The 24406-nt window shown below is 36.3% G+C and carries 25 protein-coding genes; 15 read left to right on the forward strand and 10 right to left on the reverse strand.

The features are described from left to right. Positions 1-133: 133 nt before the first annotated feature. The 9 genes from L1S35_RS06055 to L1S35_RS06095 all read left to right on the forward strand — a co-directional run bounded on the left by L1S35_RS06055 (position 134) and on the right by L1S35_RS06095 (position 7566). Complete coding sequence (locus tag L1S35_RS06055) at positions 134-817, forward strand: 30S ribosomal protein S16 (RefSeq protein ID WP_236397863.1); 684 nt, start codon at positions 134-136, stop codon at positions 815-817. 14 nt (positions 818-831) lie between these two features. Further along, on the forward strand, positions 832-1356 hold the full coding sequence (gene rimM, locus L1S35_RS06060; RefSeq protein WP_236397866.1) for a ribosome maturation factor RimM: 525 nt from the start codon (positions 832-834) through the stop codon (positions 1354-1356). Between the two features lie 37 nt (positions 1357-1393). Then, positions 1394-1741 carry a four helix bundle protein gene (locus L1S35_RS06065; protein WP_236397870.1) on the forward strand — a complete coding sequence of 116 codons (348 nt, stop codon included), beginning with the start codon at positions 1394-1396 and terminating at the stop codon, positions 1739-1741. Between the two features lie 101 nt (positions 1742-1842). Then, the gene (locus L1S35_RS06070; protein WP_236397873.1) at positions 1843-2502 is read left to right on the forward strand and encodes a tRNA1(Val) (adenine(37)-N6)-methyltransferase; all 660 of its coding nucleotides are present in this window, start codon (positions 1843-1845) and stop codon (positions 2500-2502) included. A 60-nt stretch (positions 2503-2562) separates the two neighbouring features. Continuing rightward, a complete protein-coding gene (locus L1S35_RS06075; RefSeq protein WP_236397876.1) occupies positions 2563-3309 on the forward strand; it encodes a BamP family beta-assembly machinery protein in 747 nt (248 codons plus the stop codon). 103 nt (positions 3310-3412) lie between these two features. Then, on the forward strand, positions 3413-4591 hold the full coding sequence (locus L1S35_RS06080; protein WP_236397880.1) for an acyl-CoA dehydrogenase family protein: 1179 nt from the start codon (positions 3413-3415) through the stop codon (positions 4589-4591). Positions 4592-4742: 151 nt separating this feature from the next. After that, positions 4743-5525 carry a DUF3050 domain-containing protein gene (locus L1S35_RS06085; RefSeq protein WP_236397883.1) on the forward strand — a complete coding sequence of 261 codons (783 nt, stop codon included), beginning with the start codon at positions 4743-4745 and terminating at the stop codon, positions 5523-5525. A 3-nt stretch (positions 5526-5528) separates the two neighbouring features. Beyond that, positions 5529-6224 carry an SGNH/GDSL hydrolase family protein gene (locus L1S35_RS06090; protein ID WP_236397886.1) on the forward strand — a complete coding sequence of 232 codons (696 nt, stop codon included), beginning with the start codon at positions 5529-5531 and terminating at the stop codon, positions 6222-6224. A 100-nt stretch (positions 6225-6324) separates the two neighbouring features. Continuing rightward, positions 6325-7566, forward strand: a complete 1242-nt coding sequence (locus L1S35_RS06095; protein WP_236397889.1) for a T9SS type A sorting domain-containing protein — start codon at positions 6325-6327, stop codon at positions 7564-7566. A gap of 16 nt (positions 7567-7582) precedes the next feature. Here L1S35_RS06095 and L1S35_RS06100 read toward each other — a convergent pair whose 3' ends face one another. The 7 genes from L1S35_RS06100 to trmB form a co-directional block, all read right to left on the reverse strand. After that, complete coding sequence (locus L1S35_RS06100; RefSeq protein WP_236397891.1) at positions 7583-7915, reverse strand: 2Fe-2S iron-sulfur cluster-binding family protein; 333 nt, start codon at positions 7913-7915, stop codon at positions 7583-7585. After that, positions 7916-8974: an NAD(P)/FAD-dependent oxidoreductase gene (locus L1S35_RS06105; protein WP_236397893.1), complete on the reverse strand. Its 1059-nt coding sequence runs from the start codon at positions 8972-8974 to the stop codon at positions 7916-7918. Positions 8975-9200: 226 nt separating this feature from the next. Continuing rightward, on the reverse strand, positions 9201-9440 hold the full coding sequence (locus L1S35_RS06110; RefSeq protein WP_236397896.1) for a NifU family protein: 240 nt from the start codon (positions 9438-9440) through the stop codon (positions 9201-9203). A 1-nt stretch (position 9441) separates the two neighbouring features. After that, positions 9442-10578, reverse strand: a complete 1137-nt coding sequence (locus L1S35_RS06115; RefSeq protein ID WP_236397899.1) for an Mrp/NBP35 family ATP-binding protein — start codon at positions 10576-10578, stop codon at positions 9442-9444. A 137-nt stretch (positions 10579-10715) separates the two neighbouring features. Further along, the gene (locus L1S35_RS06120) at positions 10716-11072 is read right to left on the reverse strand and encodes an MGMT family protein (RefSeq protein WP_236397900.1); all 357 of its coding nucleotides are present in this window, start codon (positions 11070-11072) and stop codon (positions 10716-10718) included. Further along, entirely contained in the window at positions 11072-11698 is a 627-nt protein-coding gene (locus tag L1S35_RS06125; RefSeq protein WP_236397903.1) for a lysine transporter LysE, read from the reverse strand. Before L1S35_RS06125 ends, L1S35_RS06120 begins: the two co-directional genes overlap by 1 nt. After that, complete coding sequence (gene trmB / locus L1S35_RS06130) at positions 11699-12373, reverse strand: tRNA (guanosine(46)-N7)-methyltransferase TrmB (RefSeq protein ID WP_236397905.1); 675 nt, start codon at positions 12371-12373, stop codon at positions 11699-11701. A gap of 86 nt (positions 12374-12459) precedes the next feature. On the opposite strand from trmB, the gene L1S35_RS06135 reads away from it, so the two are divergent. Further along, on the forward strand, positions 12460-13524 hold the full coding sequence (locus tag L1S35_RS06135; protein ID WP_236397909.1) for a glycosyltransferase: 1065 nt from the start codon (positions 12460-12462) through the stop codon (positions 13522-13524). Here the strand turns inward: L1S35_RS06135 and L1S35_RS06140 are convergent. After that, a complete protein-coding gene (locus tag L1S35_RS06140; protein ID WP_236397912.1) occupies positions 13498-14541 on the reverse strand; it encodes a sensor histidine kinase in 1044 nt (347 codons plus the stop codon). The two genes, L1S35_RS06135 and L1S35_RS06140, sit on opposite strands and share 27 nt — an antisense overlap. Continuing rightward, a complete protein-coding gene (locus L1S35_RS06145; protein ID WP_236397915.1) occupies positions 14542-15225 on the reverse strand; it encodes a response regulator transcription factor in 684 nt (227 codons plus the stop codon). Between the two features lie 192 nt (positions 15226-15417). Here L1S35_RS06145 and L1S35_RS06150 point away from each other — a divergent pair, with 192 nt between their 5' ends. The 5 genes from L1S35_RS06150 (at position 15418) to L1S35_RS06170 (ending at position 23082) form a co-directional block, all read left to right on the forward strand. Then, positions 15418-18186 (forward strand): TonB-dependent receptor, encoded by a 2769-nt coding sequence (locus tag L1S35_RS06150; protein ID WP_236397918.1) that lies wholly within the window; start codon positions 15418-15420, stop codon positions 18184-18186. A 159-nt stretch (positions 18187-18345) separates the two neighbouring features. Further along, positions 18346-19506 carry a beta-helix domain-containing protein gene (locus tag L1S35_RS06155; protein WP_236397920.1) on the forward strand — a complete coding sequence of 387 codons (1161 nt, stop codon included), beginning with the start codon at positions 18346-18348 and terminating at the stop codon, positions 19504-19506. A 115-nt stretch (positions 19507-19621) separates the two neighbouring features. Continuing rightward, positions 19622-19930, forward strand: a complete 309-nt coding sequence (locus L1S35_RS06160; protein ID WP_236397922.1) for a T9SS type A sorting domain-containing protein — start codon at positions 19622-19624, stop codon at positions 19928-19930. Positions 19931-20034: 104 nt separating this feature from the next. Continuing rightward, positions 20035-21909 (forward strand): T9SS type A sorting domain-containing protein, encoded by a 1875-nt coding sequence (locus L1S35_RS06165; protein WP_236397925.1) that lies wholly within the window; start codon positions 20035-20037, stop codon positions 21907-21909. A 111-nt stretch (positions 21910-22020) separates the two neighbouring features. Continuing rightward, positions 22021-23082 carry a LuxE/PaaK family acyltransferase gene (locus L1S35_RS06170; protein ID WP_236397928.1) on the forward strand — a complete coding sequence of 354 codons (1062 nt, stop codon included), beginning with the start codon at positions 22021-22023 and terminating at the stop codon, positions 23080-23082. Here the strand turns inward: L1S35_RS06170 and tyrS are convergent. After that, positions 23075-24376, reverse strand: coding sequence for a tyrosine--tRNA ligase (gene tyrS, locus L1S35_RS06175; protein WP_236397931.1), 1302 nt, complete (start codon positions 24374-24376; stop codon positions 23075-23077). The two genes, L1S35_RS06170 and tyrS, sit on opposite strands and share 8 nt — an antisense overlap. Positions 24377-24406: the final 30 nt, after the last annotated feature.

Raw genomic sequence — 24406 nt, forward strand, 5'->3', positions numbered from 1 at the left:
AATGTTAAAGTGAGATGTTGCAGCAAGTTAATATTTAAAAAGATGCGATTCGATTAGTTTGTTTTCAAAAAAAAGTTATCTTTGCACCCTTAAAAATAACGAGGTCGAGTACCTCAAATTAATCAAAAAGATTATGTCAGTAAAAATTAGATTACAAAGACACGGTAAAAAGCAAAAGCCTTTTTATTGGATCGTAGCCGCAGATGCTAGATCAAAAAGAGATGGTAAATACCTTGAAAAATTAGGAACTTACAATCCAAACACCAATCCTGCAACTATTGATTTAAACCTTGACCAAGCGGTTCAATGGTTACACAATGGAGCACAACCAACTGATACAGCTAGAGCAATCCTTTCTTATAAAGGTGCTTTGATGAAACATCACCTTGATGGTGGCGTTCGCAAAGGAGCTTTAACTCAAGAACAAGCTGATGCTAAATTAGCTAAATGGTTGGAAGAAAAAGCCGGAAAAGTTGATTCTAAAAAAGAAGGTTTATCAAAAGCACAAGCTGCTGCTAAAGCGAAAGCTTTAAAAGCTGAAAAAGAAGCTAATGAGAAACGTGCTAATGCCGCTATTGAAGCTGCAAAAGTAGTAGAAGAAGAAGTTGCTGAAGAAACTGCTGTTGAAGCTGTTGCTGACGAAGCTCCTGAAGCTGTAACTGAAGTTGCCGTTGAAGAAACTGCTGCTGAAGTTGCTACAGAAGAAGTTGTTGCTGAAGTAGCTGTAGAAGAATCTCCGGAAGTTGTAGCTGAAGAAGCTCCTGCTGTTGAGGAAGCTCCTGCTGCTGAAGAAGCTAGCGAAGAAACTGAAGCATAATACTTCAAGCAATTATGCGTAAAGAGGATTGTTTCTATTTAGGTAAAATTGCTAAAAAATTTAGTTTCAAAGGGGAAGTACTCATCTATTTAGATACAGACGAACCCGAATTATATGAAAACATGGAATCAGTATTTGTTGAATTCAACAATAATCTGGTTCCATTTTTTATTGAAAACAGTTCATTGCACAAAAATGATTTCCTTCGCGTGCAATTTGAAGATGTGGATACCGAAGCTGAAGCCGACACGCTTCTCGGATGCGGAATTTATCTTCCCTTAAATATGTTGCCAAAACTCGAAGGCAATAAATTTTATTTTCACGAAGTCATTGGGTTCGAAATCGAAGACAAGCGTTTAGGCGTTTTCGGAAAAATTGTTTCCATAAATGACACAACAGCTCAGCCTTTATTTGAAGTTACTAACGGAAGTGTAGAAATTCTTGTTCCGATGATTGACCAGTTTTTGGTAAAAATCGACCGAGAAAACAAAAAGGTTATCATGGATTTGCCGGAAGGTTTAGTTGAAATGTATCTTTAGCTAAATTCCAATATTTAAAATTCCAAATTCCAATAATATGGACAAACCGTATGATTTAGAAGAAAGAACTTTTTTGTTTGCTAAAGAGTGTAGACTATATATTCAAAAATTACCCAAGACTATATCAAATATTGAAGACGGAAAGCAATTAATTAGATCATCAGGTTCTGTTGGAGCAAATTATATTGAGGCAAATGAAAAACTTGGTGAAAAAGATTTATCTTTTCGATTGAAAATTGCAAGAAAAGAAGCTAAAGAATCAAAATATTGGCTTCAATTACTTCAAGAGTTAAATCCTGAGTTTATATTTCTTTCTGAAAATTTAATTTATGAAGTTGAAGAATTGAGAAAGATACTTTCGACTATAATTTCAAAAACATCCTAATTAAACCTGATTTCAAATTTTTGGAATTTGGAATTTTAAATATTGGAATTTTGGCTAAATTTTCATTTAAAAATTTTACCGTTAATCAAGATCGTTGCGCTATGAAAGTCGGCACCGATGGTGTTTTGCTTGGAGCATGGTGTCCAATTGAAAATAATCCTTTTTCCGTTTTGGATATTGGTTCCGGAACCGGGATTTTATCGTTGATGTTAGCTCAAAGAAGCCACGCTGAACAAATTGATGCCATCGAAATAGACGAAAATGCCTTTGAACAATGCGTCGAAAATTTTGAAAATTCACCTTGGAGTGACAGATTGTTTTGCTTTCATGCCGGGTTGGACGAATTTATGGATGAACCCGAAGACGAGTACGACATTATCATTTCAAACCCGCCGTTTTATACTGAAGATTACAAAACCGAAAATGAGCAACGGGATTTAGCCCGATTTGCTGATGCTTTACCTTTTGAAGATTTGGTTGAAGCTGCTCATTTATTACTTTCGGAAAACGGTATCTTCTCGGTTATCATTCCGTTTAAAGAAGAAGAAAAATTCATTTCCTTAACCAAGGATTTCGAATTACATCCTTTTAAAATTACCCGCGTAAAAGGAACACCATCTACCGAAATCAAAAGAAGTTTGCTCGCTTTTTCCAGAATTAAAAAAGACATTGCTGTTGACGAATTGATTATTGAAACCGCACGTCATCAATATACCGAAGACTACATCGCTTTGACAAAGGATTTTTATCTGAAGATGTAAGTTCAACTTTAACAAACCATTCTGAATTTAAGTGACGGGATTTGACTAACTTTATATTTAATGTCAAACCCTTATTTAAATGCCATGTCAAAATTTATTTCCATATTATTTTTATCGATTTCCTTTGTATGCTTTTCTCAAGAACAAAAACTCATTCATGGTAAAGTTTCCTATCAGGATAGTTATCAGAAAAACGTAGAAGTAATCAATTTTACCACCCGAAAACTCACTCAAACCAATACTTCAGGCGAGTTTAAAATTGAAGCTAAAGTCAACGACATCCTAATTTTTATGTCTGATAATTTTGCCGATCAGCAATATACACTGACCGCTAAAGATTTTGAGAAAAACTCGGTGTTTATTAAACTCATCGAGAAACCGTTCCCTTTGGAAGAAGTTGTGATACGACAGGTTAAAGCCATAAAACTTGAATCCACTTCCTATAATGGCATAAAGATGGCGCAACTCGAAAACCAGCAATCAAACCCGGTAAATAAGGATATTTATACCGGAGAAATTCCACTTGGAATGGATTTTATTCAGATTGGAAAAATGATTGGAAAATTATTTAAAAGCAAAAATCCAAAACCTAAAACTCCTGAAGAAAAAATAAGCTTTAAGGAATATGCTAAAGCAAACTTTGACGAAACCTTCTTTTCTAAAACGCTGGAATTAAAAAATGAAGAAGTTCCGAAGTTTCTAAACTATTGTGATGCTGATCCACAATCAAAAACAGTAATCGAAAAAGATGAATTGGCTATTTTGGAATTCCTGCTTACCAAAAAAACCGAATTTAAAAAGATATAACTGACAGCTGGAGATTACTTCAAAATTATAACAATTGTTGATTGAGATTTTAATTAAGATTATGTAGCTTTGCAAACGTTTTCGTAAACCAACATTTTATAAAATGAAACCAGATTTATTTCAAGCTCCGGATTACTACAATTTAGATGATTTACTAACGGAAGAACACAAATTAGTGCGTGATTCGGCTCGCGCTTGGGTAAAACGTGAAGTTTCTCCTATTATTGAAGAGTATGCTCAGCGTGCTGAATTTCCGAAGCAAATCATCAAAGGTTTGGGTGAAATTGGTGGATTTGGACCTTACATTCCTGAGGAATATGGCGGTGCCGGTTTAGACCAAATTTCGTATGGTTTGATCATGCAGGAAATTGAGCGTGGAGATTCCGGCGTTCGTTCGACTTCATCAGTACAATCTTCATTGGTGATGTATCCGATTTGGAAATTCGGAACCGAAGAACAGCGTCAAAAATACTTACCAAAATTAGCCACCGGAGAATTTATGGGTTGTTTTGGATTGACAGAACCTGATCATGGTTCAAATCCGAGCGGCATGACTACCAACTTCAAAGACATGGGCGACCATTATTTGTTGAATGGTGCCAAAATGTGGATTTCGAATGCTCCGTTTGCGGACGTTGCAGTAGTTTGGGCGAAAAATGAAGAAGGAAGAATTCACGGATTGATTGTAGAAAGAGGAATGGAAGGATTTACAACTCCTGAAACGCATAATAAATGGTCACTTCGTGCTTCGGCAACAGGTGAATTGATTTTTGATAACGTAAAGGTTCCGAAAGAAAACCTTATGCCCGGAAAATCGGGATTAGGAGCGCCAATGATGTGTTTGGATTCAGCTCGTTACGGAATCGCCTGGGGTGCTATTGGCGCTGCAATGGATTGTTATGATACCGCTTTACGATATGCTAAAGAAAGAATTCAGTTTGACAAACCAATCGCCGGAACACAATTACAACAAAAGAAATTAGCCGAAATGATTACCGAAATCACTAAAGCACAATTACTAACCTGGAGACTTGGTGTTTTAAGAAACGAAGGAAAAGCGACCACTGCTCAAATCTCGATGGCAAAAAGAAATAACGTTGACATGGCAATTCATATTGCTCGTGAAGCACGTCAGATTCTTGGTGGAATGGGAATTACAGGAGAATATTCAATCATGCGTCACAGCATGAACCTCGAATCAGTTATAACTTATGAAGGCACGCACGACATTCATTTGTTGATTACCGGCGCTGATATTACCGGAATTCCGGCTTTTAAATAAGATTAAACAATAGATAAAATTGATACAAAATGCTTCTCATTTACGGGAAGCATTTTTACTTTTACGTTGTTTTCACAAGAAGCTTTAGGTCAAACTGACAGAAGGTAAATCCTTTGGTGAATTGTAACCGTATATATTAAAAAATTAAGCTATGAACATTTCTATCATCAACCAAAAAATCCAATTACAGAAAGACATTTTACTGCAACATCCACTTTACGAAAAAGTAAAAACATTGGATGATTTGCATCAGTTTTTGGAAGGTCATGTCTATGCCGTTTGGGATTTTATGTCGCTACTCAAAGCTTTACAAAGCAAATTAACTTGTACAACAACACCTTGGTTTGCTTCTCAAAATCCGGATACACGTTATTTAATAAACGAAATTGTCTTGGCTGAAGAAAGTGATTTGACTTTGGACGGAAAGCGCTTAAGTCATTTTGAAATGTATGTAGATGCTATGAAAGATTGCGGCGCACAAACAATACAATTAGAAACATTTTTGCAAAAAGTTATAGAGACCAACAATATATTTGTAGCAATCAAACAAAGTGATTTACATCCAAAAACGAAAGCTTTTTTAGACTTTACATTTCGTGTTATCGAAGAAGGGAAAACACATAAAATAGCCGCTGCTTTTACCTTTGGAAGAGAAGATTTGATTCCGAATATGTTTACTGAAATTCTAAAGAGTTTCCAGCAGAATTTCCCTGAAACTGATTTGTCAAAACTGATTTATTATTTTGAAAGACATATCGAATTAGATGCTGACGAGCATGGTCCGATGGCAATGCAAATGATTACAGAACTTTGTCAGGAAGACGAACACAAATGGAAAGACGTTGAGGAAGTCTCCATTTTGGCGCTCGAAAAAAGAATCGGGCTTTGGGATGCTATAGAAGAAAAAATTACTGCTAATTTAGAGTTAGCCTAACTTATGAAAATCATTTGGAAAATAGTGTTTTTCAGCATAATTGGACTTTTTTTTCAAAATTGCAGCACTGATAGTGCTGCCATAATCGCAACTAAAAACTACAAATATCTGGCACTTGGCGACAGTTATACTATTGGAGAAAGTGTTTGTGAAACCTGTCGTTTTCCGGTTCAACTTAAAGACAGTATTGGGAAATACTTAAATGCAAACGACACTTTTCAGGTCAAAATTATTGCGACAACAGGCTGGACAACAACTAATTTAAAATCGGCAATTGCTGCTGAAAATCCAACCAATGATTATGATTTAGTGACTCTTTTAATTGGTGTAAATAATCAATACCAGCATCAACCTTTTAGTCTTTATGAACAGGAATTCCCGGAGTTGGTAAACACTGCGATTCAAAAAGCTAAAGGTGATAAAAATAATGTAATTGTAGTTTCGATTCCTGATTATGCTTTTACGCCTTTTGGAAATGGAAACACAACCATTTCGACAGAGATTGACAACTATAATGCGTTTGCCGAAAATTACTGTAATGCAAACAACATAACCTTTATCACTATTACTGATATTACCCGATTGGGATTAGTTCAGCCAGAATTAGTAGCTACTGATGGCTTACATCCTTCGTCGGTAGCGTATGCAAAATTTGTCGAGCGCCTTTTGCCTGTGGCCAGAACTAAAATTGCTGATTAACCTTCAATTAATTCTAGTTCATCTCATTTATTATTTCATTAAAAGATATTCTTTTTATATTTGGTTGAAGTAAGTTTATTTAACCAATAAATCATCATAGATGAAAACCATCCGAATAATTCTATTATTAGCTATAATACAGCCTGTATTTTCGCAAAATAATTGGCCTGCTGCAGCTTGGAGTTCCGGCATTAATTTAACAGCTACAATGAGTTCATCAGGAATTGATGAAGCCAGTGGATTATATTGGAATAAAGATACGAATCGTTTGTATCTGGTTCAGAATAGTGGTCGCGTTAGAGTATTACAGTATAATTCGGGGACAAATTCCTTTTCGCAAATTGGCAATAAATCTATTTCCGGCGGACCGGAAGGCATTACAATGGCAAATACAGCTGAAAGTGCATTTTATACTATTGATGAAAATAATTATGAAATCAGAAAGTATACCCATACAAGTGATTTTGGAACAGTTACTCAAGCCAAAAGCTGGGACTTATTACAATCTCCGTCAACAATGACTGACACTGGAAATACAGGACCGGAAGGCATTTGTTTTATTGCCGACGCTTTTTTGACACAGGCAAATTTTATCAGTCAGACAACCGGTTTACCTTATATTTCACAAAAAGGAATGGGTGGATTATTATTTATTGCACATCAAAACGGAGGCTATGTTTGGGTTTTTGATGTAAATCCGAATGTTACTAATGATTTTGCCTTTGTTGGAAAATACAAAACAAACAGAACCGAAAGTTGTGATTTATCATTTGATGGTTCAACCGGACTATTGTATATTTTGCATAACACCGGCGACAATACACTTGAAGCTGTAACATTAGCTTCTACAATAGTCAGCTCAGAACGAAAATTAAATATGAATACCGAGTATTTTCTTCCTACGCCATCCGGAAATACCAATATTGAAGGATTTGCTATCACGGAAAATTGTCCTTCGGGCAATACGGTAAGTGCTTGGGTTTGCAGGGATGCATCAAGCTCGGAAAGCAGTTCCATATTGACCGATGCGCTGCGCTGGTTTTCGCCTTTCACATCTAACTTCGACTGCTCTTCACTGTCGACAGCTCAAAATCAGTATGACCAAATTATTACCGTTTATCCAAATCCGGCGACCGATTTTGTTGTTATCAATTTGTCTAACGAACAAGATTTGCCTGATTCCTTTAGCATTTATAATACCTTGGGACAACGAGTAATTCAGGCTAACATTTCTACATCAAATGATTTAACGGTTGATACTTCTTCATTATTAAATGGCCTTTATTTCATCCAAATAAAGAAAGAAACTACCTCTGAAACATTACAGTTTATTAAAAATTAAGCTTGGAACTGGTTTTTTATTGCTCTGGTGCAATTTCTATTTCCAATCCATCTATGGCTTCCGTAATTGAGATTTGACAACCAAGCCGGCTGTTTTCTTTTACATGATAAGCTTCCCAAAGCATGGCTTCTTCATCGGGATTTCTTTCTAACGAAATAACATCGTTCAAGACATAACACTGACAAGAAGCGCACATTGCCATGCCACCACAAATCCCAATAGTTCCTTCTTCGGCTAGTTCGTAGGCACGAATGAGCTCCATGACGTTCATGTTCATATCCGTTGGTGCCTGTACTTCGTGAGTTACGCCTTGGCGGTCGGTAATTTTTATAGTAACGTCTTGTGACATTTATTCGATTGATTTTACTACGGCTTTTTCAGCTTCTTTTCTTGTTCCGTCAAATCCGTCAACTCCGGAAACTGTGGTGTATTTTAATACATATTTTTTTCCGGGATTAATCCGGTTGTAAACACTTTGACACATTAAAGTAGCTTCGTGGAAACCACACAAAATTAGTTTTAATTTTCCGGGATAGGTATTGACATCACCTATAGCATAAATCCCGTCAATGTTGGTTTGATAATCTAAAGCGTTATTGACTTTGATAGCATTTTTTTCTATTTCTAAACCCCAATTGGCAATAGCGCCAAGTTTTGGTGTTAATCCGAAAAGCGGAATAAAGTAGTCGGTCGCCACGTTCATACGGGCACCATTAATTTCGATGTCAACTGATTCAATTCGTTCCGAACCTTTGAAACCAATAACTTCGGCAGGTGTTACTAATTTAATTTTTCCTGAATTTTTTAATTCCTGCACTTTTTCAACCGAATCTAAAGCGCCACGAAATTCATTTCTTCGGTGAACTAAAGTAACTGAAGCTGCTACATCGGTTAGGAAAATACTCCAGTCTAAAGCAGAATCTCCTCCACCTGAAATCACAACATTTTTCCCTCTGTATTTTTCAGGATCTTTTATAAAATAATCTACACCTCTATCGTTTTGTTCGTAGAATTCCAGATCTTTAAGGATAGGTTTTCTAGGTTCAAAAGTTCCCAACCCACCGGCAATAGCAACAGCTTTAGCGTGATGTTTTGTTCCCTGATTTGTGGTAACTATAAAAGTTCCGTCTTCTAATTTTTCGATGGTTTCGGCGGTTTCGCCTAAGGTGAATCCGGGTTGGAATTGTTTGATTTGCTCCATTAAATTGGAAACCAAATCGCCGGCTAATACTTCGGGGAAACCCGGAATATCGTAGATAGGTTTTTTTGGATACAATTCAGAAAGCTGCCCGCCAATTTGTGGCAGTGCATCAATAAGATGGCATTTAAGTTTTAATAATCCCGCTTCGAAAACAGCGAAAAGTCCGGTTGGTCCGGCACCGATTATTAGTATATCTGTTTCGATCATTTTTTGAGGTTCTGAGGTTCTGAGGTTCTGAGGCACAAAGGTCTTTTAACCGGAACACTTATTTTATGATTTTTATCATTGTTATAAAAAATGCGTTAGGGATTGCAGTGGAAATCCTTTTTATAAATTACCGCGGGTTAAAACCCGTGGGAATTTATAAAAAGATTGCAACGGAAAGCCCGACCCGCAGGGTAACGCCCAATCCTTCGACAAACTCAGGATGACGTTAGGCAATATTTACAACCGTTTCTATTTGTGGTGCGTACTTTTTAATCGTAGTTTCTACTCCTGCTTTCATCGTACTGATACTCAAACTACATGAAGTACACGCTCCTTGCAAACGCACTTTTACGTGCTTTTCATCTTCAATGGAAACCAAGCTAATGTCACCGCCATCAGAGTTCAGAAAAGGTCTGATTTCATCCAATGCTTTTTCGATGTTTAAAGTCAATTCTTCGTGTGTCATCTTATTTTCCTTTAACGGCTGAGCAACCAGCCATAGTTGTTATTTTGATAGCTTCTGTTGGTGGCAAACTTTCGTTTCTGTTTACCGTTTCCTGAACCACATTTCTTGTAATTTCTTCAAAAACTCTTTCAATTACCGATGCGGTTTGCAAGGCTGCAGGACGACCGTAATCTCCGGCTTCGCGTATACTTTGCACTAACGGAACTTCACCTAAAAATGGCACTTGTAAATCTTCCGCCAGGTTTTTGGCTCCTTCTTTTCCGAAGATGTAATATTTGTTGTTTGGCAATTCTTCCGGAGTGAAGTAGGCCATATTTTCTATAATTCCGAGAACAGGAACGTTTATGCTGTCTGATAAGAACATCGAAACTCCTTTTTTGGCATCCGCCAAAGCTACGGCTTGCGGCGTACTCACAACAACAGCTCCCGTAATTGGCAACGATTGCATGATTGACAAATGAATATCGCCTGTTCCTGGTGGTAAATCGATTAGCATGAAATCCAGTTGTCCCCAATCGGCGTCAAAAATCATTTGGTTTAAGGCTTTGGATGCCATTGGCCCACGCCAAATAACCGCCTGGCTTGGCGCCGTAAAGAATCCGATGGAAAGAATTTTTATTTCGTAGCTTTCGATTGGTTTCATTTTGGATTTGCCGTCAACCTCAACCGAAATTGGTTTTTCGTTTTCCACATCAAACATAATCGGCATACTTGGACCGTAAATATCGGCATCTAAAACTCCGACTTTGAATCCCATTTTGGCTAAAGTCACGGCTAGATTTGCAGTTACTGTAGATTTCCCAACGCCACCTTTTCCTGAAGCTACGGCAATAATATTGCTGATTCCCGGTATTGCTTTTCCTTTGATTTCGTTCGGATTTTGGGTTGGGGTTTCCACTTTGATATTCACTTTCACCACAGCGTCAGGTGAAAATTTTTCGTGGATTAGCTTTTTGATATCCTCTTCTGCACGTTTTTTAATGTGCATAGCAGGAGTTGCAATGACTAATTCAACCACCACTTCGTTGCCAAAAGTCAGGACGTTTTTTACCGCGCCGCTTTCAACCATATTTTTTCCTTCGCCGGCAATGGTAATGGTTTCCAATGCTGAAAGGATTTCTTTTCTATCTAATTTCATTTCTTTATTAATGATTTACAATCTTTTATTAAGACTGAATACAGATTGCAAAGATAGTTTGAAAATAGTTAAAAGGGAAAAGGGAAAAGGGAAAAGTTTTTGATGGTTTGATAATTACAATTTATAGCTGCCTACTGCTACTGCTTATCTGGTTGCCGGTAGGCAGGCTGATCGCTAATCACAGGCTGCCAAAAATGCTTTTCAAAATCAACAATCTGGTTATCGATAACTTTAATACCTTCGTTTTCCAATAGTTGCTGCATTAAATTGGTTCCGTCGAAATGATGCTTTCCTGAAAGTAATCCTTTTCTGTTGACAACTCTGTGTGCCGGAATGTCTTCCATATTGTGCGATGCATTCATTGCCCAGCCAACCATACGCGCAGAACGAGCGGTTCCTAATGCTTTGGCAATAGCGCCATAAGAGGTTACTTTTCCTTCCGGAATTTGTCTTGCGATTTCGTAAACTCTTTCAAAAAAATTAGCTTCTTCCATTATTTATATAACAATTTAAAAAGCGTTATAACCGCCATAAAAGTAGTTACCGAACCAATGATGGTATTGATGTTTCGCATTAAAAATTCGGTTTTCTTTTCAATTTTTTTAAAGGCAACGATGTAAATATAAAAAACGGTAAACGAACCACTCACAACTCCGATTACAAAAGAAGAAACCGGAATTTTATCAAAACTAAAATAGCCCGAAGCCGACAAACTCATGCTCGCAAAAACATAAAATGGAATGGGCAATAAATTTAAAGTCGACAACAACATTCCCAAAAAGAAACGGTTCGATTTTCCTTTGACTTTGCTATCGGTTTTGATTTTCTTTGGTTGTTTGGCAATCCAGAAAAAATAAATACTCAGTAACGAAAAAACAAAAATGCCAATTTCCTGAAGTGTAGAAACAATTTCCTCGTGTATGCTTATAAATCGGGCAAATAATACGGCAATGAAAGTTTGAAAAAATATGATTACCGATGCGCCAGCTGCAAAACTTAAAGCTTCGTTTTTACCTTCCTGCGTACTGATTTTTGCTGCTGTCATATTGATTAAACCCGGAAGAATAACCGCCAAAAAAGCAATGCAAAAACCTAAGACAAGTGGTAAAAAAAACTGCATTTATTTGATTTTGAAACGAATATACGTAATTGCCTTGTTGATTTCCAAATATTGCTTTTCGTAGAATGTTTGGATTGCTGTTACCACTTCCGGTGCACCTTCGTTTTTGTACACATTGTGATTCGCATACAAGACTTCGTGCCCTTCGCCATGCAATAATCCAAGCGTGTAACCGTGCATGAATTCGCTATCGGTTTTGAGATTTACAACGCCGTTTGGCTTCAGGATTTTCTTGTACAACTGTAAAAATTCCGAATTAGTCATTCGGTGTTTGGTGCGTTTGTATTTGATTTGCGGATCCGGGAAAGTAATCCAGATTTCATCGACTTCATTCTCGGCAAAAATGAAATTGATTAATTCAATTTGAGTTCGGACAAAAGCCACATTGTGCATTCCACCATCGACAGCTGTTTTGGCTCCACGCCAGAACCTTGCTCCTTTTATATCGATTCCGACAAAATTTTTATCGGGATAACGTTCGGCCAAGCCAACAGAATATTCGCCTTTACCGCAACCCAATTCAATAATTATTGGATTGCCATTTTTAAAAAAATCCGAATTCCATTTTCCTTTTAATGCAAATTCTCCGCCTACAACTTCTTCCCTTGTTGGTTGAAAAACGTTTTCAAATGTTTCGTTTTCCTTAAACCGTTTTAATTTATTCTTACTTCCCACAAACTTAATTTTTTGGTAAAATTAAGGAAATATAAACTATTCAAAATCTTTTTTACTTTGCAATGTTAAAACCGTAATTTCACTACTTGAAAAATTCGACAAAAAATATTCTGGTTGCCCCTTTAAATTGGGGTTTGGGTCACGCGACACGCTGTATTCCTATTATTCGTGAATTGGAAAAAAATGGTTTTACACCGATTCTTGCTTCCGATGGCGTAGCGTTGCAACTGCTTCAGAAAGAGTTTCCGCATTTGCAATCGTTGGAATTGCCTTCTTATGAAATTGAATATGCCAAAAACGGTGCTGATTTCAAATGGAAATTGATTAAGAACAGTCCAAAAATGATTGATGCTATTTTTACGGAAAAGAAAATTGTCAAAAAATGGATTGCCGAATTTAATTTGCAAGGCATTATTTCGGATAATCGATTGGGCGTTTACAGCAAAAAGATTCCGAGTGTTTTTATGACGCATCAGCTCAATGTTTTGTCCGGAAAAACGACATGGATTTCGAGCAAACTGCACCAACATTTTATCAAAAAGTTTACAGAATGCTGGATTCCGGATATAAAGGAAAACCCAAACCTAACCGGAAAACTGGGACATTTAAAAAACAGCTCACTAAATCTGAAATATCTTGGTCCGTTAAGTCGATTAGAAAAAAAAGACTTGCCGATTAAATATGATTTGATGGTTATACTTTCCGGACCTGAACCGCAGCGTACTTTTTTGGAAGAAAAACTCATAAAGGAAGTTCAATCATTTAAAGGGAAAGTGCTTTTTATCAAAGGAATAATTGAATCTGAACAAAAAACAACTAAAGACAAAAATGTGACCTATTACAATTTTATGACTTCCTCTGAAATTGAAACCGCTTTTAACGAAAGTGAAACTGTGCTTTGTCGTTCGGGTTATACTACTGTTATGGATTTGGCAAAGCTGCAGAAGAAGGCATTTTTTATACCAACGCCTGGGCAATTTGAGCAAGAATATCTGGCAAAAAGATTAAAGCGAAATGGCTTTATTCCTTATGCTAAACAAGACAATTTTATAATAGAAAATTTACTGGAAGTTAAACTATACGGAGGTTTGCCACAGTTAAAAAAGCAAATCGACTGGAAACAATTATTGGTGCTTTTCAAGCGTGAATGAAAATTCAGAACCTTTACCGTATTCGCTTTCTACATAGATTTTTTCGCCGTGTGCTTCGATGATGTGTTTTACGATTGAAAGTCCAAGTCCGGAACCGCCTTCGCTTCTTGCACCGCTTTTATCTACTCTGAAAAAACGTTCGAATAGTCTTGGAATATATTGCTTTTCTATTCCTTCGCCATTATCTCGAATGCGAACAATTATTTTTTCGTTAACCAAATCTTCGATGGTAACTTCGGTTGTGCCGTTTTCTTTTCCGTATTTTATCGAATTCATTATCAGATTGGAAAGCACTTGTTGAATTTTTTCCTGATCGGCAAAAACGTTTATGGCTTTGTTGTACTTTCTGTCAAACATGAGAATGATGTTCTTTTTATCGGCAGTCATTTCGAGTAAATCGAAAACACTTTGCACCAAATCAACAATGTTAAACTTTTTTAATTCGAGGTTAACATCGCCCATTTCGAGTTTGGATATCATGTCTAAATCTTCAACGATATAGACCAATCTCTCTACTCCTTTTTCGGCTCTTTCCAAATATTTCTTTCGGATTTTTTTGTCATCCATAGCGCCATCAAGCAATGTTGAAAGATAACCTTGTACTGTAAACAAAGGTGTTTTTAATTCATGTGAAACATTACCAAGAAATTCTCTTCGGTATTCTTCACGTACTTTTAAGGTTTCGATTTCGAGTTTTTTATCGGTGGCAAACTTTTTAACCTGTTTAGTCAAGGTTTCCATATCGGTTGTGATAGGCTGATTTCGGAAAGAAGTCGATTCTAAAAGCGAAACATCGTCATAGATTTTTTTAACTCTTCGATAGATGAATCTTTCGACACGATATTGGATAACAAAAAAGGAGAAAGTAGCAATCGAAACGGCAAATACGAGTATAATTGGCAATGAAAATTCATGGAAAAACCACAACAAAATCGCAAGAAAACCTGTAGAAAAAGCAGTAATATATGCTGTTGAAATTAAAGCAAACGTATAGGTTTTCTTGAAATTTATTTTCATTTACACTTCTAATTTATAGCCAACACCTTTGATGGTTTTGAATAAATCTTCGCCAATTTTTTCGCGGAGTTTTCTAATGTGAACATCGATAGTTCTTCCTCCAACGATGACTTCATTGCCCCAAACTTTATCCAGAATTTCTTCGCGTTTGAATACTTTCCCAGGTTTTGAAGCCAAGAGATAAAACAGCTCGAATTCTTTTCTCGGCAACACAATTTCTTTGTTGTCCTTGATGATTTTATATTCTTCTCTGTTGATTTCAATGCCACCAACATTGAGTGTTTCTGAAGTATGCTCGTCACTTTTTAAACGACGGAGTAAGGCTTTGACTTTGCTTACCAATAATTTTGGTTTGATTGGTTTGGTGATATAATCATCAGCACCAGCGTCAAATCCGGCAACTTGAGAGTAATCTTCGCTTCTAGCGGTTAAAAACGTAATAATAACGTTACTCAATTCTGGTAGTTTCCTAATGTTTTCGCAGGCTTCCATTCCGTCCATTTCGGGCATCATCACATCCATAATGATGAGTTGTGGCAATTCTTTCTTGGCTTTGGTTATGGCTTCTTTCCCGTTGGTAGCGGTTACAATTTGATAACCTTCCTGAGAAAGATTATATCCTACAATCTCTAGGATATCCTGCTCGTCATCTACTAATAAAATCTTGATGTCTTTTTTTTTCATATGTGGACACAATTGTTTTTGTGGATGTAAATGTAAAGATAATACAAAATGAATTGATAAATGAAGCGGGAGTTAACCGTAATTTAATATGTTAACAATTTGGTAATAGTTAAAGAACAAAATGGTAATAATGGAGTAACACGACCTTTACATTACGGTGGTTTCTTTGCACCAAAATTAAACACAACTGAAATGAAATTTAAATTAATTGTTACTTTTTTACTTATAACGGTTCTTGGTTTCGCTCAAAACAAAGGAACCATTACAGGAACATTGACTGATAAAGATTTAAATAATGAAAGTTTGCCTTTTGCCAATGTGGTGCTAAAAGGAACTACCATTGGAGTAACGACAGATGAAACCGGAAAATATACTATTGCTGTTGAAGCCGGAAGTTATACAATCCAGTTTAGCTTTTTGGGTTATGAAACCATCGAAGAAAAAGTGGAAGTTAAAGCCGGAGAAACTCTTACCCTTAACAAAGCTCTTGGTTCGGGAAGTTATCAATTAAAAGATGTGGTAATTCAGAACACAACTAGCCGTGAAAAAGAAACTGCTTTGTTATTGGAGCAGAAAAAAGCAGTCGAAATTAAACAAAGTATTGGTGCTCAGGAAATGTCGAGAAAAGGGGTTTCAACTGTAGAAGAAGGATTGACTAAGATTTCAGGAATTACCAAAGTAGAATCAAAAGGCTTATTCATCCGTGGGTTAGAAGATCGGTATAATAGTTTACTAATTAATGGATTGGCTGTTCCTTCTAACAGTCCATTCAAAAAAATAATTCCATTAGACCAATTTCCAACAGATGTTGTGGGTTATATGGATGTTTATAAAACCTTCAATCCTGATATTTATGGCGACTTTGCCGGTGCTACTATTGATGTTATTACAAGTCAAACTCAGGAAAGCCAGACCAAGTTAAGTTATGGCGTAGGTTATACGACTAACAATAACGGAAGTGATTTTTTACTTTCTACAGATGCTGATAACACCAAAAGCTTTTTTGGTTTTGGCGGACAAGAACGTCAATTGCCTGCGGGTTATGGTGCTATTCCTAACGGGAGAATTGATAACGACTATAAATCGAGTTGGAATGTTAAAAAAACATCAGCGCCTTTGAATACTAGTTTCGGTGTCAGTCATTCAGGAAAATTTTATTTGGGTAAGGAAAAGAACAAGTTAAACTATGTATTCGCTACCAATTTTGATAACACATATCAAATTCGAAGAGGAGTTGACAGAACATTTTCACAAGGTCAGGGTATTTACGACAATAATCTTGTAAAAGAAGAATACAAATTTCAGACACAATCTTCTGTATTGGTTGGATTGCAATATAAAACAGACCGTATGAAGTTATTATACAATACTTTATACTTAAAGTCAACCGAAAATCTTATACAAGACCAGGTTGGCTACACCAGAACTGCAGTTGACAATCCGAATGAATTTATTCGATTAAACCAATACGAGCAATCGGATTATTTTGCCAATCAATTTTTTGGAAACTACAAAATCACTAGTGATGACAAGCATTCTGTAAAAGGTGGTTTGTCTTTCACCCGAACCAAATACAGTCAACCTGACAGAAAATTTATTACCGGAACGAAAATCAGCGAAACTGAAATCAACACCCAATACGGAAGTAATAACTTGTTGCGTCAGTTTTTCAACATCGACAACAATTACCATATGTCGGGCAATTTAGAATACAACTATAAATTCGGGAAAAGCGAAGACCTAAAACACAAATTCTCTTTTGGGTATAATGGTTTTGCCGAATACATGGTGTCAAAATTCCGATTTACTTTTGGTGTGCCAAATTCAGGTGCGACACCATATAATGTGGTTGTAAATGAAATTGACCAAGCGATTCAGGATGATATTACTGCCAACTTTCTTTCGTTTACCGAACAATCTTCTGCCGAATGGAAAACCAAAGTATTGCAAAGAGCCGATGCTTTGTACACCAAATTTCTATATCATTTTTCCGAAAAACTGGAGTTAAATATTGGTCTTAGAGCCGAGAACACTTTACGTGAATACAAATACAAATCGATTGTAGATCCAATCAACAATCCGTATAGAAAAAAGACCAACGAGAATTTATACATTTTACCTTCTATCAATGTTAAGTATGCTCTTAATGATAAAAGTAATCTTCGTTTGGCAGCCTCAAAAACCTACACCAAACCAGTGCTTTTTGAAAGTTTGGACATCAACTTAATCAACGCAGATGGTACAACTGAAAGAGGTAATTCTGACATTGAGAACAGTGAAAATTACAATGTTGATTTGAAATTTGAATTGTTCCCTACCAAAAACGAATTATTTGCCGCTACATTATTCACTAAATACATAGACAATCAGATAGAAAGAACCGTTCAGGCAAGTGCTACAGGAAGCGGACAAACCATAACTTATTTCAACAATAAAAGTGCAACACTGTTTGGTGCTGAATTCGAATTTCTTGTTCAACTAAGTCGAATAAACAAAAATCTTGAAGGTTTTTCATTTGGAACCAATACTTCATTGATGATTACAGAAGCGACAGTTAACAAAAATCGTGATGGCTATTTTGACACTTTTGAAAAAAGAAAATTACAAGGTGCTTCCGGTTGGTTGGTTAATTCCGATTTGAAATATGAGTTCCTTTTGAACCCGAAATGGAAAAACACAGCTTCATTGGTATACAATGTATATGGCGAAAGGATTTATGCTGTTGGAGTTGCAGGAAACGATCATATTTATGAGAAACCGTTTCACAAACTGGATTTTGTTTGGGGAAGTACTATCAATAAAAAATGGGATATTAAGTTCTCGATTGACAATATTTTGAATCCAACTTATAAAAGAGAATTAGGAGACAACAGCAAGATTAGTATTGACGAATCTTCACTCCTTTTGGAAAGCTACAAAAGAGGTGTTGGGTTTTCAACAAGTCTGTCTTACACATTCTAAAAATGAAAAGAGCTCTTAGGAGTTCTTTTTTATTCATAATAAGGAAACATTGGTTTTACAATTAAATAATTAACCGATAACTTTTAAATAATGATAACAAAACGTTTAAAAAACACACCCGAATTAGTTTTGTCAAAACAATTTAAAACACAATTAAACATGAAAAATTTATTCTTAAGTCTTACTATTTTATCAACATTATTTGTTGGCTGTTCAACTGATGACGATGAAGGAACTATTCTACCGGTAGAAGGAGAATTAACCGGAGCAATAACTACTAATAAAACATATGCTTTTGGTAATTATACTTTGAACGGAATCGTAACAATTGAAAATGGGGTTACAGTAACTTTTGATGCAGGTTCGACTATCACTGCTAATGCTGCTAATGGCGTAGATGCTATAGTGGTTAAAAATGGCGGAAAATTAATCATGAACGGAACAGCTGCTCAACCAATTGTATTGACAGAACCTACAGCAACTCCGGGTTCTTGGGGTGGAATTATCATTTATGGAGATGCTCCAATCAATGGTGCTGGTGGTGTTACAACAAAAACCTCTGAAGATGGGTTAAATCTAACTTATGGTGGAACAAATCCAACACACAATGGCGGAACTTTACGTTATGTAAGAGTGGAATACGCAGGTAAAAAGATTACTGACGGAACAAGTGAAATGAATGGTTTTTCATTTTATTCTGTTGGATCAGGAACTACTTTAGACCATTTAGTTTCCTACAAAGGTGCTGATGATGGTTATGAGTTTTATGGCGGAACTGTTAGTGCTACAAATTTGATTTCTTATGGAAATTATGACGATTCTTTCGACTGGCAAGATGGATGGAAAGGTCAAAACAATTCTAACTGGTATGCTTACCAAACAGGAACAGGTAATTTTGGAATGGAAATAGAAGCTTCAAACAACAACAACGCTTTTTGGCCGGTAATTTCAAATATTACTTTAGTAAGAGCAGCAGGAACTGTTACTGAAGGCGGATCTTCAGCTGCAGAATATGACGCTATCCAATTCAAAAAACAAGGGAATGGTGATTTTTCAAACATCGTAATTTCAGGATACACTACTGCCAATTCTACAGCCGTTAGAATTCAAGATGCCGGAACTAATACGGATCAAGTTAACGGAAACAAAATAAAACTTACTGCTGTAAAAATTAATGATGGAACTTCACAATTTTCAGGAGCCGGGAGTTTAAGCGTTGTTTTTCCAAGCGGACAATACACTACAAGTGATAGTGCCACTGGAGCCAGCATTTCTTCGGGGATTTGGGCTACTGTTAACGGAACTACTTTGATTCCTTAATCATAATTAAAAATATATAAATCCCGAAATTAATTTTTCGGGATTTTTTTTTGGCACAATATTGGTAATCTGTTTAAAATAAATTTTATACATTTGTAATAACCAAATTGAAGTCATGAAAAAAAATTACTTTATACTAATAGTATTCCTTATGTTTTCTCTTGTTAGCTTTGCGCAAGATGGAAAGCAGCCTAGTGAATCCCTTGGTTTTTATCCAAATCCGGTAAGTAATGGAAAGATATACATTACTTCAAAAACTTCATTGGATAAAGAAATTTCAATATTTGATGTTTTAGGAAAAAAAGTTTTACAAACTACTATTTCATCTCGCGAGCTAAATATTGCTTCTATTCCTCCCGGTGTTTATATTATTAAAATTACAGAAGGCGATACTACCGCTACCAGAAAACTAATTGTCAGATAGTTGTCTTTCTAAAAATTAATCTTTTTTTAATCATTTTTTTACAGTCTTATTTTCTGCAAAGAAAATTTGTGCTTATATTTGTAAGCTAATTAAATTTTAAAAAAATGAAAAAAATCTACTCTTTATTACTTTTGGTGGTTACTACTTTCTCTTTTGGGCAAGTATTTACTGATGATTTTAACTACCCTGACAGTGCCTTATTGACAGCCAACGGTTGGACTGCCCACAGTGCCGCAGGAACAAATGCTATTGATGTTGGTGCTTCTAATGGTCTGAATTACGCAGGATATACTACGACTGCCGGAAATGCAGCTTTAGTTGACAATACCGGTGAAGACGTTAATAAATTATTTACCGGAGGACCTATTACGAGCGGTACTTTATATTTTTCTTTTCTAGTTAATGTATCAGCTGCTGTTGAAGGATATTTTACTCACCTTGGACCTGGTGGAGCTGTAACTTCTCCCTATGCCGCGAGAGTATTTGTAAAACCATCTGCTAACGCTGGAAAAATAAATTTTGGACTTTCTAATTCAGGAACAGCAGCATATGCCGCAACACCTACCGATTTCGACTTAAACACTACCTATCTAATCATCGTAAAATATGACGTATCTGCTTCAGGTGCCGCCAGTATCTGGATTAAATCATCCGGAGTTCCTGCAACAGAAGCAGCAGCAGGTGCACCTGAATATTCTACTACCGGTGGTGGAACAGCTAGTGTTAATGCTTATTATTTACGTCAGTATAACGCTGGTTTAATCATGACACTTGATGAAGTAAAAATATACACAACTTGGTTTGGTGCTGCCCCATGTAGTTTGAGTCTTGGAACTGAAAGTGCAACTTGTGATAATATTACATTAAATGTAGATACGTACACAGTAAACATTCCTTTTACAGGAGGTGCATCAGGAACCTATAATTTATCAGTTAATGCAGGTACACTTGGAGGCGCAAGTCCAACAACTAATGCTACCGGCGATATCATCATTTCCGGAGTTCCGGAAGGAACTAGTGTAACTTTAACTGTTTCCGGAACTTGTGGTTTTACTAAAACTGTGGCTTCACCTGAATGCAAACCGATTAATACATTACCATACCAGGAATCATTCCCATATACTGTTGGTGCTTCTCTGAATGCAGAGCAAAAATGGTCACTTGTGAACACCGGAGACAATATTACAATTGCATCAGGAAGCTTAGCTTATCCTGGAATTACTGCTTCAGGAAATTCAATTACTTTTGTTGGAACAGGTGGAGAATCAAGAACATTATTCACTAGTACTAACACAGGATATGTATACTCATCATTCATTGTTAATATAAGTGATTTAGCTAACGTTACAACTGATTTGGCCAATACTTATTTTGCCTTGTTTACAGACGCTACAGGAAGTACTACAAACGCTAGAGTTTGGATTAGAAAAAATGGAACTCAATATCAATATGGTTTAGGAACAGGTTCTTCTCCGACTGATTGGGATTCTACTCTATATGATGTTAACAGCGTTCAGTATGTTGTTCTTTCTTACGATTTTACAGGTAATACATTGTCATTATTTATCAACCCTACAATTGGCGGAAGTGCAGCTCCAACACTTGCAGTAACACCAACTTCTCCTTATTCTAATTTAGGCGGGTTTATGTTTAGACAGGATTTATCAAATACTACCCCAACAGTTATAGTTGACGAATTGAGAATTGATGTAACTCCTAACTTTACTTTAGGTGTAAAAAATAACAATATAACTGGTTTAAGAGTATATCCAAACCCGGTATCTAACGGAACATTATTCATCGAAACTGCTGCTAATGCTGAAAAAACAGTTACTGTTTTTGACGTTTTAGGAAAACAAGTTTTAAACACAACTACTTCTGACAATACTGTAAATGTAAGTGCACTACACACTGGTGTTTACATTGTAAATATCACTGAAGAAGGAAAAACAGCTTCAAGAAAATTAGTTATTAGATAATTACTAATTATTCAATACAAAGCTCTAATCTCGTTCCAAAAAACGAGATTAGGGCTTTTTTATTTTCATTACTTTTGCATTCATTCTGAACTTGTTTCAGAATCTCAACCAATGATTTCTGACCAAGACATATTTACAATTTCTTCTCAAAAGCAATTTGAAAAAATAGCGCTAAAAGTTTTTCGTTTTCAATACGAAAACAACTTAGTCTATCAAGAGTTTTGCAATTTTCTGAAAGTAGATAAGCAATCCGTAAAATCATTACAGCAAATTCCGTTTCTGCCTATTCAGTTTTTTAAAAACCGTGATGTAGTTTCTAATACTGTTGCCGTTCAGGAAACATTTACAAGCAGCGGAACAACCGGAATGATTACCAGCAAACACTTGGTGACAGACGTTACTTTATATGAACAAAGCTACCGAAAAGCTTTTTCAGAGTTTTACGGCAACATCGAAGATTATGCTGTCTTGGCCTTGCTTCCATCCTATTTAGAACGAAGCGGTTCCTCCTTAATTTATATGGTGAAAGATTTGATTGAACTTTCAAACAATGAAAACAGCGGCTTTTATTTACATAATTATGATGAACTAATTACAAAGCTTATTGAGTTAGATAATTCTGGTCAAAATGTAATTCTGTTTGGAGTTACTTATGCTTTATTGGATTTAGTTGAAATCTTCCAAAACAAAAATCAATCCTTTGAAGAAAAGAAGATTCTTGACAACCTTAGGCAAAAAACTGAAAGTGTGTCAAAAAAACAAAAATTCCAACTAAAAAATACCATCATCATGGAAACCGGTGGCATGAAAGGCAAACGTAAAGAAATGATACGCGAAGAATTACACGAAATTCTATGCAACGGTTTCGGCGTTCAAAGCATTCATTCCGAATATGGCATGACCGAACTTTTATCACAAGCCTATTCTTTGGGCAACGGAATTTTCGAATGTCCGGCTTGGATGCAAATCCAAATCCGCGATACCGAAGATGCTTTAACTTATGTAGATTATGGAAAGACCGGCGGTATAAACGTAATCGATTTAGCAAACATCAATTCATGCTCGTTTATTGCTACGCAAGATTTAGGCAAAAAATATCCCAACAATTCTTTCGAAGTATTGGGACGTTTTGATAATTCTGATATTCGGGGTTGTAATTTGATGGTTATCTAACCCTAATCACAAAATAATTTTTCTTTCCGCGTTGCAGCAACACAAACTGATTGTTAATCAAATCCTTTGAAGTCAGTTGAAACTCCTCAGTTACTTTTTCTTTGTTTACCGAAATCGAATTCTCTGCCAAAGCACGTCTTGCTTCACCATTTGATTTCAAAAATCCCGATTTCTCATTCAGCACATCCACAATGTTGATTCCGGCATCAATGTCATTTTTTGAAATTTCCGCTTGCGGAACTCCATCAAAAACCTCCAAAAAAGTTGCTTCATCCAATTGTTTCAAATCGTCAGCCGTAGCATTTCCAAACAAAATATTCGATGCCTGAATCGCTTTATCCAATTCGGCTTGACCGTGAACCAAAATCGTAACTTCTTCAGCCAACTTTCTTTGCAATACACGCAAATGCGCCGCTTCTTTATGCTGTGCAATCAAAGTATCAATCGCATCTTTATCCAAAAATGTAAAAATCTTGATATATTTCTCCGAATCTTCATCCGAAGTATTCAGCCAAAACTGGTAGAATTTATAAACCGAAGTCTTATCGGCATCCAGCCAAATATTCCCTCCTTCTGATTTTCCAAATTTAGAACCATCCGCTTTGGTAATCAAAGGCGTAGTCAAAGCAAAAGCCTTAGCTTCGGTATTCGGATTCATTCTGCGAACCAATTCTGTTCCTGTCGTGATATTTCCCCATTGGTCAGAACCGCCCATTTGAAGTAAACAATTGTATTCCTTATGCAAATGATAAAAATCGTAACCCTGAATCAATTGATACGTAAACTCCGTAAACGACATTCCGTCACCGGCTTCACCCGATAAACGCTTCTTTACCGAATCTTTCGCCATCATATAATTAACGGTGATTCGTTTTCCAACTTCACGTGCAAAATCGATAAACGAAAAGGATTTCATCCAATCATAATTATTCACCATAATCGGAGCATTTGCTCCGGTCGAATTAAAATCTAAAAAACGGGACAAGACACTTTTAATTCCGGCAACATTTTTCGCCAACTGCTCTTCGGTAAGCAAATTACGCTCATCCGATTTCCCCGAAGGATCACCAATCATACCCGTAGCACCACCAACCAAAGCAATCGGTTTGTGTCCAAAATTTTTCAAATGCAAGAGTAAAATGATTTGCACCATGCTTCCAATATGCAACGAATCGGCCGTCGGATCAAAACCAATATAAGCGGTCGTGGCTTCCTTAAGCAGTTGTTCTTCTGTTCCGGGCATGCTGTCGTGGTAAAGTCCACGCCATTTTAATTCTTCGACAAGATTCTTCATTCTAAAATAATTTGCGCAAAGATAAAATAA

This window comes from Flavobacterium anseongense (genome assembly GCF_021608185.1).
In the GTDB taxonomy this organism is placed as follows: domain Bacteria; phylum Bacteroidota; class Bacteroidia; order Flavobacteriales; family Flavobacteriaceae; genus Flavobacterium; species Flavobacterium anseongense.